This window comes from Nocardia sp. NPDC050413 (assembly GCF_040655475.1).
Lineage (GTDB): Bacteria > Actinomycetota > Actinomycetes > Mycobacteriales > Mycobacteriaceae > Nocardia > Nocardia coubleae.
In genome coordinates this window covers 252456-265014 of the sequence record NZ_JBFAJZ010000003.1, presented here as the reverse complement: position 1 = coordinate 265014, position 12559 = coordinate 252456, and the positions used below count along the sequence as shown (strand labels likewise).

The following is a 12559-nucleotide window of genomic DNA, read 5'->3' as shown; positions in this document are numbered from 1 at the left end:
TGGAGAAATGAGGAGCGACGACCCGCATGCATCGAGTATCAGCTACTTTCTACTGCAAGGCTTTGGCTATGATCGGTACCATCTTCTCAATGAGAATTTGCTCCGACTGAGCACTCCACACCTGGAATGCTTGGATCGTGGCTGCGTCATCGATGATGACGGTTTTTCCGCTACCGCCAGTTAGCGAATATGGTAGTCCGCGGAATCCGCCATTGCCGGCTTGGCTATCTGTTCGAAAGATGAGCACGACGTCCGTGGTGTTTTTCACGTTGTAGTCGCCGACGGATAGCGCTCTCGGCGACTTCTCGTTACCGACCGCTTTGAATTCCGGATTGTAGTCGAAATCCAAATCTCGCAGGAACTTCCACTGGTCGCTGGGGTTCAAGACTACGGACAGGCTGGAGTTGCCGAAGTTGTAGGCCGTGATGGTTTTGCCGCTGAACTGGGGGTTCTGGGCTCTGGCTTCGCTCATCGGGTCACCAGCAGTTGCCGCACCATCTGGTCTCGTCAGAACAAACACACCTGTGCCGACCAGTGCTGCGACGAGGAGCGCAATCAAGCCAGGTAACAAGAACTTTCGCGCTCGTTTCGGCGAACGCAACGGCTGGGGGTTACGTGCGGTGACGATGTCGCTTTCCGGGACACTGCCGTGGTAGCCGGTGTTCGTAGCGATAGGTCGGCTGGGGTCGGTGGTCCACCGCGGCTGACCGACCGGTTCGGTGGCGATGGTCCTCGGCCCGGTCGTGTGAGCAGTAGGCATGCTCGGCGTCGTGAGGAAGCCTTGCGAGGCAGGGGCTTGCATGGGGGCGCCGAAGAGGGCGGTGTGGGCGTCTTGGACGAACTCACGGCAGGTGTTGTAGCGCTGGGCGGGGTCCTTGGCCATCACCTTGGCGATGACGTGGTCGATCGCGGGCGGAAGGTCGGGGCGGACGGCGGTCGGACGCGGTGGTGGTTCGTGCAGGTGGCCCATCATCACCATGGCCGACACTGTTGCCGGGTAAGGGTTTTGGCCGGTGAGGAGTTTGTAGAGGGAGCAGCCGAGGCTGTAGATGTCGGCGCGGTGGTCTAGCTTGGAACCCATCAGCTGCTCGGGGGGAGCGTAGGCGATGGTGGCCATGATGTTGCCGGTGGACGTGAGTTCCTGGCCGTCGTCCGACGACTTCGCGACGCCGAAATCGGTGAGCAGCACACGCTCCTCGTCACCGTCCTCGGCGGCGGCGATGAGGAAGTTGGCCGGCTTGATGTCGCGGTGCAGCAGCCCGCGGCGATGGGCGTAGTCCAGGCCCTTGCCGACTTCGCCGATGATGCGCAGCGCGCGATGCGCGGGCATCCGCGCCGGGCCCTTCGCGACCTCGGCCGAGGCGTCGGTTCCGTCGATGTACTGCATGGCGATCCAGAGCTGACCGTCCTCGTCACCACGGTTGTACACCGCGACGATATTGGGATGGTCCAGGCCGGCCGCCAGGTTCGCCTCACGTTCGAAGCGGGCGCGGAACTCGGAGTCGGTCGACAAGTCGCCGCTGAGCACCTTGAGGGCGTCGCGGCGTGGCAGGCTGGGGTTCTGGGCGAGGTAGACGGTGCCCATGCCACCGGCACCGAGGACCTTGATCACTCGGTAGCCACCTACAATTGCGCCGGGCCGCAAGGCCATTCGCATCTCCTCATCCTTCGCGCGCCCCGCAGTGCACGTGCCAACCAGGGCAATCTAACAGGTGCCGCGTTACCGCACCGTCCACGCATTCATCAGCTGAAACCGTGCAGGAGCTTGTACTGGGCGGCCAGCTGTTGCTGGGCGTCCTGCAGATTCATGCTCTGGGATTTGATGACATACCGACCTATGGTCGTGATGCACATCGGCGGTGCGTCGGAGGCGTATTTCACCTCGGGTTTGGCGTTGTAGCACTCCGCGCCTGGCATATCGGCCGGTCCGTCCACCTTCATGTGGTCCTCGGTCGTCGAATCGGTTGCTTCGGCGACCATGTACCTGATGGCGGCATCGGCGTCACGCGCACGGAATACCGATCCGCCGGCGAAGCTGGCGTAATCGATGCCCGCATCGGTGATGGCGGCGATCAGCTTGTCGCGGCGCGAGCCCGCCAGATGCAGGACTGCCTGCACCGGGTAGGCCGCGCCCTCGCTTTCCTTCGTTTTCGCCGGAAGGGTGTGGGCGAGGAGACCGTCGACATCGAGCGGTAGTTTCCCGAAATCGGCTACCGGCGTGGGTTTGTACGATGCGAGCAGTTCGAGCTGCTTGTCGAAGAAACGCTTCACGATGTCGGCATCGGCCGCCGCGTCGAACGGAATGCTGATCGGGTCGGACAGACTCGCGTGGATGAGCAGGTCGCCCCGGAGCAGCCAGGCGCGCAAGTACTGGGTCGTGTACGAACCCTTGTTGATATCGACACGGGTCTGGACTTCCGGGTGATCCGGAATCGCGGGACCCGGTACACCCTTGGTCCGCTTGCCGATCTCATCGGCGGCGAAGCGGGCCTGATCGGCGGTTTCGTAACGCACGACCATAGTGTCGATTTCGCGGCCCGCGTTGAACTCCTCACGTCGTTGCCCGGCTGTTTCCCACCCCGCGACCACACCGGGAATGGCAGCCGAAGTGTCTTTGCCGTTCTCGAAATCGGTACCGGGATACCAAGGCGGAGCTTCGGCCGTGACTGCGTGACCGGGACGGGCCGCGAAGACGAATCGATTGTCGTAGTCGTACGGGGTCGGCGAGGCGGCGGCGATCCGGATGGATTCGCGCAACGCGCCCGACATGGCGGTGCGGGTGCTCTCGACATCGAGCGGCGCGGTCGGGTAATTGCCGGAATCCAGCTTCGCCACATCGACCTGGGGTGCGGGCGGTGCGGCCGGTTCCGGATCGTCACCACAGGCACCGAGCAGGAGAGCGAGGGCGGCAAAAGTGCTGTAGGCGCGGGTCTTTCGCATGGTCGTCTACTCGCTCTTCTCGAGGATCAGATATTGCGCGGCGGTCCGCTCCTGCAACACCGGATCGGCTTGGAGCGCGGTGCGAGACGCAGTGGCCATTGCCATCACCACCGCGACGTAACGGCCGTGCACCAGCACGCAGAAGCCGTTGTAGCCGCGGTTGGGGTCGGCATCCGAGAGCCGCACGCACTGGGCGTCGGCAATGCCGGGCGGCGGATCCAGCACGGCGTCTTCTTTGCCACGTCGGGCCAGCGCGGTCTGTAGCAGGAACGCGGACTCGACGTCGCGCGTGCGGTAAACGGTGCTGTAGCGGCGGCCGACCAGATCGACGCCCGCCGCTTCGAATGCCTTGCGGGTCTCGAGAGTGTTGCGTTCGTAGTGCAAGATGCCCGAGTGCTGGAAGGTGCCGAAATCTTCCTGATGAAAACTCATGCCGAACGGGTCACCGGCCGGCGATTTGCCCATGGTCCGGCGCATGATGCCGTCTTGATCCAACGGCAGGTCGAGCAGGTCGTCGGCAGGAACCGGCTTGTAGGAGTCCAGCGCTTTGATCTGGGCGTCCAGCACCATCTGGATCTTCTGCGGCAAGGCCGTGCGGTCGGGCTGGGGCTGCTGGATCGAGGTGACGACCACGAACGGTCCGTGCGCCTGGAACGCATTGACGCTTGCGGTCCCGATGGTGCCGTTGGCCTGGGGGTAGCCGGGGATTTCGATCGGCTGGCGGGGTGGCTCGCCTCGCGTACTCACTTCGAACATGCCGGTGGAGACGTTCTTGGCATTCTCGGCTGTACCGAAATGCAGCACTCCCACATACATCGACTCGGTGGCGCGAGCACTGCCGTTGGTCCGGACTGTCGACACCCCGGACACCAGGTCGTTCTGGTCGACGATCGGGTTGAAAGTGCTCGGCAGGCCGCCGGTCTTCGACATCTCGGACGAATCGGCGAAGATCCGAGTGTGGTCCAGTTCGGTGAGGCTCGGCATGAAATCGATCGGGTGGACGAGAAGATTCAGCAGTTGCCGACCCTCGATCAACCTGATGCGTTGTGCGGTATGCGAGCTGAAATTGAGTTCGAACGGAGTGGGCTCGACGACTTGGGCGCCGGTCTTCAACGCGGCTATGTCGACGGGGGTGACGCCTGGTTTGGCCTGACCGGAAACCGTTGACGCACAGCCTGATCCAAGAGTCAGTACGGTGAGCAGCCCGATAAGCCGCAGGGAATTCTTCATCGCGGATTCCTTATCGAGCGGCCAGCAGAATGTACTGTGCGGTCGTCTGCTGGTGCAGGTCCTGTAGGTTCTTGTTGCGAACCTGAACGGCGTAGCGGTCCACCTGCAGGTAGCAGATGTGGTCGACGGGTTTCACCTGGCCCTCGGAGTCTTTGTAGGTATTGGCGAAACACTTGACGGGCACCGGAAGCTTTTGGGGCGCCTCGACCTCTTGCTTGTCGTCCGCCGGGGCAATCGCCTCCTGATACATGCCATTCGCGCCTGCCGCTGTGGTCGACCGGAAGATGACGGCCTCGCCGAAGGTGATGAGGTCGATCTGATGCTCGGCGAAATCGGCCAGCACATCCGGTGACGGTTCGGCGAACAAGCTCAACGCGCCGCGGCCGGTGGAGTACCCGTCGGGCTGCGCGCGTACGGGTGCGCCGGGATCCGAGGGCAGGGTGCGGCCGAGTAGTCCGGTGGGGTCGAGCGGAACGTGCTCGAGTTTGTCCGAGGGCGTCGGCACGAACTTGTCGAGCAGGGGGATCTGCACCTCGAGTGTCTTCTCCACCTGGCTCGTGAGCCACGGCAGGTCCGGTGCGCGGGTTTCGTCATCGATCTTCATGAAGATGACGTAGCGGTCGTGCACGGTCCACGAACCGATCGACGACACCGACGGACGCCAATGCGCGAAAGTCTTGGGGTACTTGGTGATCGGCACCTTCACGTTCTCGGTGTTGAAGGTGAAGTCGTCGTGCTCGAGCGTCGGACCCACGGACTCCGCGGTTTTCGCGTCGGGGAACATCAGCACCGAGAGATGCAGTTTGCGCGACTTGTTCTCGGCGTCGAGTTCGGTGGCCCACGAGTTCAGCCAGCCGGCGACGAGGTCTTCGGCGACCTCGTCGAAGGTGTCGTTGACGATGAGCCCGCCGAGACCCTTGCGGTTCAACACGATCTGAGTGCTCGGAACGAACGAATCGAATCGCGCGTCACGGACGTACGCGGGATCGACCTCGAACGGGACTGCCACGTAGTCCGCGAGGCGCTGGGCCTCCCACGCTCGCGCCTGGGTCAGACTCTTGGCATTGCCGACCACCCGAGGTTCGGTCTGGTAGTTGCCGAAGTCGAGGCCCGAGGTATCCGGCGCCTCCCGCGTGGCCGAGCCGGACACCTGTCCGCCGCACCCGGCGACAGTGGCGGTGATGACTCCGGCGACTGCCACCTGAACTGCGAAACGGGTTATCGATGCGCCACGACAGAACCTCACGCCTCCCCCTCCAACTAACTCTTTCGATCCGATGTGAGCTCGATGGCCCACCTCGTCCCCGGTGATCTGGTTCGCGGGCATAGTAGCGCACCGATGGTTATGACTTCCTTGTCAGACGCTGGGATCGGAGCCGTCTACAGCATCGCGCCCGACAACTGTCCATTCACCGGTTCTCGAGGATGGGGGCATGGCGGGAGAGGCGGTCGCTCGGAGGCGGCGGTCCAGAACGGATGGCGGTTGCGGTGAGGGGGTCGTTCAAGGGGACGACCGGTGGTTCGGGCAGGAAAGTTGGCAAGCGAAGCCGTGAGACCGCGGCTCTGCGGGCGTAGGAGAGATCGACCTGCTTGCCGAAGAGGTTGATGAATCCGCCTGTCCCTTACGCATCAATGAGTATTGCTATTTGTCCAATATGCTCAGGTCATGAGTGGCTATTGACTCCCGAATTCGATGCTGGGCACTCCACGCGTTCCTCAAGAAATCCAGAAAATTGTTCGCCAATAACTTTACGTCCGGATTGCCTTCCTGGTAGTAGTAAACCGCATCGGATCCGGCTTCAAAGAAATAGACTTTGTATCCTTGATGGTCGCCGAAGTAGAACCTCCTATCCGGCAACATTCGCTCCCCGAGAATATCTTCAGCGGCATCTCTCGAGTCGAGCATGCGGGGGAAGAAAAGGTCGGTCCCCCGGAATAGAGTACCGGCCTGCTTTCCCATGATTTCCAGGAACGATCTGTAAAGCTGGAGAATTGGGAACCCATCGGGCGCAACCGACTCGACCTGAGAAATTTCTTCTGGGTCGCAACCGATGATTGTATCCGGAGTGGCGAAGCCAGAATTTATCAATTCCTGGCCGAATGCTTCAATTGCACGTCTTTGTTGACTATTATGGTCCATATGTTACGTTCACCTCCACGCCGGGATATCTCTGCTTGAATTGGTCGATCACGCTCTGGCATGCATCGCAAGGTGCTCTCTCAGTATATAGGTTGATCGTTCCCTTGGCATCAGGGCTGAGCTGTTGTGCCAGGTTGTCCAGGATTTTGAACTCGGAGTCGTACGGCCGGTCTGTTGTGCCGTCCTCGGATACCGGCCGAAGCGTAGGATTGGCCGGAGCCTCGACTGTACCGCTGGGGGAACTTTGGCCGCTCACCGCATCGAGGTTTATTTCCTCGCCATCGATCTCTCCACGCGCGACCGCTACGTTCTTCTTCTTGCCGACTGTTTCGCCATTTTCTGCCAGGCGATCGCGAAGATCCTGGGCTTCCCGCTGGCCGTCGAAATCAGGATTCTGGCTCTTCGGTTTGCTGTTGTCGCCGCCCGTTCCGGTTGGGCTTTCGTCGTCTAGGTTCTTCGCTTCATCGGTCTTTCGTTTGGAGTCGCCGAGGTCGCGTTGCTTGCGGTTGGCTTTTGCCTGTGCTCTCAGCTTGCGCCAGTCAGCCACCTTGTCGGCAATTTTACGAGCGTAGTCGATGACGGTATCTGCGATCGCGGCCGCGCCGATGACCGCGGAAGCGCCGAAGGTGAGGAAGGATGTGGCTGCGGTGAGGATGAATCGTTCGGCGACTTTGAGGCCGAGTTCTTGGAGGATGCTCCATAGCATCTCTTTTCGCAGGGTCCAGAGTGCGTCTTTGAATTCGGTGCACATCGCTGACAATTCGCCACACGTCGCCAGAACATCACCGACGACCCCTTCGAGACCGCGTAGCTTCTCCGCGATTGCACGGGCGTCGTCGGCGTCGCAGGTGTCCATGAGAGTGGCAGCCTTCGTCAGGACGGAGGAAAGCTGTGCTGTGTAGTCGTGTTGAAGCCGGTTCCAGGCTTCTGCTGCAGCCTGGAGTTGGTCGGTGTCTCCGTCGGGAATGGCGATTCCGACCTTGTTGGCCAGACCGATGACATCGTCGGCGGCATCGCGCAGACCTCCCTGCAGATCTGCGCCCGCTTTGCACGGTGCACCATAGAACCGCCGCTCGACGGTCGGCATAGCTGGCATGGCGGTTGGCGGGGAGACCGGATTGATGATGCTGTTGTAATTCCCCATATAGAGTTCGTAGCCACAATGGACCGCTACCCTACCGAGTCTCTGAACGGCTTCACCGAGATCAGCGACAAGGGTCAGAAGTTCGCTTACGCGGGTGTCGTAATCGGTGGCCCATGCTTTGCCTTCTTCGTCCACACCGGCCATGCCGTCACAATTGTTCAGCTTCCCGGTTTCGGTCGTGAACGCGGCATGCAGGTCATCAGCAAGCCCGAAGCACGCATTTCCGACCGAATAATACGCACCGTAGGTGAGATCCATCTAAAGTTTCCCCCGCAAAATGTGTCGCTACAAACCTAGGCGTTTGAGGTTCGCCGCCATAGCACCGCTGTAATTCGTGTGCGCGGTTTGCGCGGCCTTCTCCATCACGTCCAGCCCGTCCTGCACGTCGGTCGCGCCGTCGGCCCAGTCCTGGTGCGCGGTCTGGTAAGCAGCCGCAGCCTCACCGCTCCAATTGGGCATCACAGCTTTGGCTTTGGCATCCAGGGCGGCGAGCTGGTCCACCACATAAGCTTTCAAGCCACGCATCCGCGCGGTGACCGCGTCGAGGTGTTCGAGATCCACTGCGAATCCATCGTCTGCGGTGCTCATGACATGTTCAACGTGACGGTCGCAGCGGCATTGTCGTCATCGGTCGCACGGAAGTTCTCGGCGGTGATCCCGAGCCGTTCGGCCAGGACGTACAGCGTGTCCCAGACATCCAAGGCTCCACGGTGCATCTCATCCCAACCGGCCAGATAAGAATCGGCGGCCGCACCCTTCCACGTGGCGGTCAGGCCCTGCACCTCGGTATCCAAACTTGCCGAAGCAGAACGCAACTCCTCGGCAATGCGATAGGCCTCACGCCCAAAACTCTGCACATCATCCGGGACAACGCCGACGACTCCGGCGGCAGGCTGCTCGCTCGCCATCTCTCCCCCACAAATCCGCGACAACCTACCTGCCGCCCCCATGTTGCTGCGTACGACCGGCCGACAGCCTACCGCGCCGCAAGAACTGGGGCTCACCGTGCTGTATCTCTGCCGACATGGCTCAGGGCTGGGCTTGGCAGATCTTGCGTCGCGCCCACGTCTGGCCGGCTACTTCACCCGATTCTTCAGGATCGGGACGAGGCGGGAGAGGAGGGTTTGTTCGGAGGTGGTGGTCCAGGTGCGGATGGCGGTGACGGTGAGGGGGTCGTCGATGGGGATGACGGTGGCTCGGGAGCCGGTGAGTTGGTAGGGGAGGCCGAGGAGGCCGCCGCCGCCTGCTTTTTCGTCGCTGCGGACCGCGAGGATGTAGCTGTCGTCGGGGGTGTCGAAGCGGGCGGTGGTGCTGGTGACGGGGCGGGGGGAGGGTTCTTCGCCGGTTTTCGTGTAGTTGAGGTTGTAGACGAAGCCGAGGTCTTCGAAGAATTTCGTGGGGAGGGTGCCGCCGAGGTAGGTGGCGAGTTTGCCGTCGGCGGCCACATCGACCATGAGGACGGTTTTGCCTGCGAAGGCGGGGTTGTCCTTGCGGGCCTGTTCCAGCGGGGTCAGGGCGGCGGTGGTGCTGGTCGAGGGGCCGGGTGGGGCCGAATCTCCGCTCGAGGCCCAGATGCCGATACCGGCGGCGACCGCGACCACCGCCACTGCGGCCGCGCCCGCGAGGAGCAGCTTGTTCCTCGACTTCTCGGGTGCCGGGGCGGCGGCTGCGGGAGGAGTGGGTGGTGACCACTGCTGCGGCACCTGGACGGGGTAGGTGGGGGCGGTGTGGTGGCCGGTGAGGTGCGAACCGGGGACCAGGGCGGCGGTCGCGGCGTCGGTGAATTCGCGGCAGGTGCCGAACCGCTCGTTCGGGTTCTTGGCCATGGCGCGGGCGATGACGTGGTCGATCGCGGGCGGCAGGCCGGGGCGCACCGCGGTCGGCCGGGGTGGCGGTTCGTGCAGGTGACCCATCATCACCATGGCCGGTTGCGTTGCGGGAAAAGGGTTTTGGCCGGTGAGGAGCTTGTAGAACGAGCAGGCGAGGCTGTAGATGTCGGCGCGGTGATCGAGGTGTGCACCCGACAGTTGCTCCGGCGGCGCGTAGGCGATGGTGGCGAGGAAGTTGCCGGTCTGGGTGAGTTCGGAGGCGTCGTCGGTCGACTTCGCGACGCCGAAATCGGTGAGCAGGACTCGCTCTTCGTCGCCGTAGCTGCTCGACAGCAGGAAGTTCGCCGGTTTGACGTCGCGGTGCAGCAGGCCGCGCCGGTGCGCGAAATCCAGGCCCTTGCCGACCTCGGTGGTGATGCGCAGGGCGCGCAGCGGGGTCATGGCCTGCGGGTCGCGGGCGAGTTCGGCGGCGGCGTCGGTGCCCTCGACGAACTGCATGGCGATCCACAGCTGGCCGTGTTCCTCGCCGCGGTTGAAGACGGAGACGATATTCGGATGATCCAGTCCGGCAGCCAGATTCGCCTCCCGCTCGAAGCGGGCACGGAACTCGGGGTCGTTGCTGAGTTCGGCGCTGAGGATCTTCAGCGCGTCGGTGCGGGGCAGGCTGGGGTGGGCCGCGAGATAGACCGAGCCCATCCCGCCCGCGCCGAGCTTCCGGATGATCCGGTACCCGCCGACGATGGTGCCGGGGCTCATCGCCATATCTCACGATCTCCTGACTCGGTGCATCCTGTCCCGCTCGGGCCGGAGCATAGCGAAACCGGCGTGGGCGGGGCGGTCATCGGGTATTGGCGAACAGCGCGTATTGCGCCGCCGCACGCTGGTGCGCGTCGAGCAACTGATTGCCGCCGACGACACCCACGTACTGCTTGTACGCCACCACACAGCTGAAACGCTTGGCCCCGTCCAGGGTTCGGTTCTCGGTGCAGGCCGCGTGGGGCAGATTGGGTGGTGGCGCCGCGTCGGCTTTGGGGTGGTGGGGGAGGAGTTTGTCGGTGACCGCGCGCAGGGCCGAGGCCGGGTCGGCGGTGCGGACGGCCATCGAACCGTGCGAGAAGGCGACCTGTTCGGCATTCATCGCGGCGAATTGCTCGGCGAGGCGGTCGCGTTCGGGGGAGAGCGGGACACCGGAGGCACCGGCGAAGTGGAGGGCGCCGGCCCTGGTGGTGACCGTGTGGGTGCCGTCGCCTTCGGGGAAGGTGAACTGGTCGGGGTTGAGGGTGCGGACCAGCAGGTGGTCGGGGTCGAACGGGAGGGTGTATACCTCTTCGTCGGTGAGGACGGGGACGTCGGCCAGCGCGCCGATCTGCTTGTCGTAGGCGGTGGCGGCCCGGGTGGTGAGGGCGTCGAGGTCGGGTTTGTCGACCGAGAGCAGGAACGCGAGCACGTACGGGCCGTGGGGGAGCAGGGTGCGCAGGAACGGCGAGTCGGGCCGCCAGTGGGAGCGGGCGGCGGGGTGGCCGGGGATGCTGACGGGCTGGTTGTGGCCCTCGTGGGAGGCGAGGTCGGCGTCGTGGAATTCCTGGGCCGCGGCGGTGGCACGGGCGGCGTCGGGGAATTGCAGCACCATGGTGGCGGCGGTGAATTTGTTCGTCGGTTCCTTGGACGGCCACCCGGTCGAGCTCACGGTGGAGTCGGTCGAGGCGCCGGTGGACAGGAATCCGTAAAGCATGTTGTGCTTTTCGGCGATCGGTTCGACGACGTCGTAATCGCCGAGCTCCCACGGGGTTGTGCCGTCGGAGAAGGCACGGGCGCCGGTGCCGTACTTCATCTGCGGATCGATGGCCGCGGCGTCGATGACGTGACCGGCGATACGCATACCGGCCACGTTGTACATCTCGTAGAAATCGGGGACAGGATCGTCGTCGTGGGCGTTCACCGGTTCGGTGGGGAAGCTGCCGACATCCAGGGTGCGGATATCGATCTCGCCGGGCAGCGCGGTACCGGCGACCTCGGAACCACAGCCCGCGAGGACGACGGCGAACAGGGCAATCGCGAGACGGCGGATTCTCATGACGCGTTCACCAGCAGGGCGTACTGGGCGGCCGCGCGTTGCTGCACGTCGAGGAGCTGGTTGGACCACACGTACGCGGCGTAACGGTCGTAGGAGACCGCGCAATAGAAGCGGATCGCGAAGCGCTGATTGCGCCCGATGTATTCCTTGCATCGGGCGCTCGGCAGATTCTTCGGTGGGTCGGCGGCGGTGAATTTGCGGGTGAGACCGCCCAATTCGTCGCGCACGGCCTGCGCGCCCGCGATATCGCGCGCCCGGTAGACGTCGGCGCCGTCGCTGGCGTACAGGTCGACACCGTTGTCGGCGATCATCGCGGTCGTGCTCACCGGGTCGGAGGTGAAATGGCGGGCGGTGCGGCCCGCGTAGACGCCGGGCGGGTTGAGCCAGGAATCCTCGCGCGGGCGGGGCGCGGTGCGGCCGAGCATGCCTTCGCGGTCACGCTGCAGAGTCATCAGATCGGCGGTGGGAGTGAAGTTCGCGACCGAGGGGACGATGGTGTCGAGACTCTTGCGGGTCAGCTCGAGCAGGGCCTGCTTGTCGACCTTGCCGAGCCAGATCTTCAGATAGTCGAAGAACCAGGTGTAGATCACCAGATGTCCGGTGGCGAACCACGATCCGATCGACTGCTGGTCGGGCTGCCAATGTGCTTTCGCCGCAGGGTAACCCGGTATCTCGATCGGCTGATTGTTGGGCGCATAACCGAAATCGAGTTGCTCGAGCGCGGTCGCGGCGGCGGTGGCCTTCTGCGCGTCGGGGAAGATCATGACGGCGTTGACCATGTCGATGCCGTGGTTGTCGGGCTTGGTCTGGGCCGAACTCACGAAACCGCCGATGAAGTCGGGGGCGATCTCGCCGAACCGGTCGACGGCCATGATCTTGCCGAGCGCCGCCTCGGGATCGATGAACACCGAGGCGATCGACGGGTTGGTGTGAATGAACCGGGGATCGATATCGGCGGGGGCGGGGACGTGATCGCCGAGGCGTTCGGCCTCGATGAACCGGGCCTGATCCATGCTCGCGACGGCGCCGACCACCCGGGGCTGCGTCGGGTAGTTGCCCACATCGAGGGCGGCCAGGTCGACCGGCGGATCACTCGCCGCGGCCGCTTCCTCCCCGGAACCGCACGCCAGCAGGCCGGTGAGCAGGACGGTCGCCAGTGCGGCGCAGGCCGGTTTCCTCGACAGCACGGCGATCATTCCTCC

11 protein-coding genes are annotated in these 12559 nt (G+C 63.6%); all 11 read right to left on the bottom strand.

The genetic code is table 11. The annotated features are described in order from the left end of the window. Positions 1-49 precede the first annotated feature (49 nt). The gene (locus AB0I19_RS11035) at positions 50-1651 is read right to left on the bottom strand and encodes a serine/threonine-protein kinase (RefSeq protein WP_357147728.1); all 1602 of its coding nucleotides are present in this window, start codon (positions 1649-1651) and stop codon (positions 50-52) included. A gap of 92 nt (positions 1652-1743) precedes the next feature. After that, positions 1744-2940, bottom strand: a complete 1197-nt coding sequence (locus AB0I19_RS11030) for a hypothetical protein (protein ID WP_357147222.1) — start codon at positions 2938-2940, stop codon at positions 1744-1746. A gap of 6 nt (positions 2941-2946) precedes the next feature. Then, positions 2947-4170: a hypothetical protein gene (locus AB0I19_RS11025; protein WP_357147219.1), complete on the bottom strand. Its 1224-nt coding sequence runs from the start codon at positions 4168-4170 to the stop codon at positions 2947-2949. A gap of 10 nt (positions 4171-4180) precedes the next feature. After that, on the bottom strand, positions 4181-5371 hold the full coding sequence (locus AB0I19_RS11020; protein ID WP_357147216.1) for a hypothetical protein: 1191 nt from the start codon (positions 5369-5371) through the stop codon (positions 4181-4183). Between the two features lie 441 nt (positions 5372-5812). Beyond that, on the bottom strand, positions 5813-6310 hold the full coding sequence (locus AB0I19_RS11015; RefSeq protein ID WP_357147214.1) for an SMI1/KNR4 family protein: 498 nt from the start codon (positions 6308-6310) through the stop codon (positions 5813-5815). Beyond that, complete coding sequence (locus AB0I19_RS11010; RefSeq protein WP_357147211.1) at positions 6300-7712, bottom strand: deaminase domain-containing protein; 1413 nt, start codon at positions 7710-7712, stop codon at positions 6300-6302. Before AB0I19_RS11010 ends, AB0I19_RS11015 begins: the two co-directional genes overlap by 11 nt. A gap of 27 nt (positions 7713-7739) precedes the next feature. Next, the gene (locus tag AB0I19_RS11005; protein ID WP_357147209.1) at positions 7740-8042 is read right to left on the bottom strand and encodes a WXG100 family type VII secretion target; all 303 of its coding nucleotides are present in this window, start codon (positions 8040-8042) and stop codon (positions 7740-7742) included. Beyond that, complete coding sequence (locus tag AB0I19_RS11000; protein ID WP_357147206.1) at positions 8039-8362, bottom strand: WXG100 family type VII secretion target; 324 nt, start codon at positions 8360-8362, stop codon at positions 8039-8041. Before AB0I19_RS11000 ends, AB0I19_RS11005 begins: the two co-directional genes overlap by 4 nt. Before the next feature lie 168 nt (positions 8363-8530). After that, positions 8531-10045 (bottom strand): serine/threonine-protein kinase, encoded by a 1515-nt coding sequence (locus AB0I19_RS10995; protein ID WP_357147203.1) that lies wholly within the window; start codon positions 10043-10045, stop codon positions 8531-8533. A 76-nt stretch (positions 10046-10121) separates the two neighbouring features. After that, positions 10122-11357, bottom strand: coding sequence for a hypothetical protein (locus AB0I19_RS10990; protein ID WP_357147200.1), 1236 nt, complete (start codon positions 11355-11357; stop codon positions 10122-10124). After that, on the bottom strand, positions 11354-12544 hold the full coding sequence (locus tag AB0I19_RS10985) for a hypothetical protein (RefSeq protein ID WP_357147197.1): 1191 nt from the start codon (positions 12542-12544) through the stop codon (positions 11354-11356). Before AB0I19_RS10985 ends, AB0I19_RS10990 begins: the two co-directional genes overlap by 4 nt. Between the last annotated feature and the right edge of the window lie 15 nt (positions 12545-12559).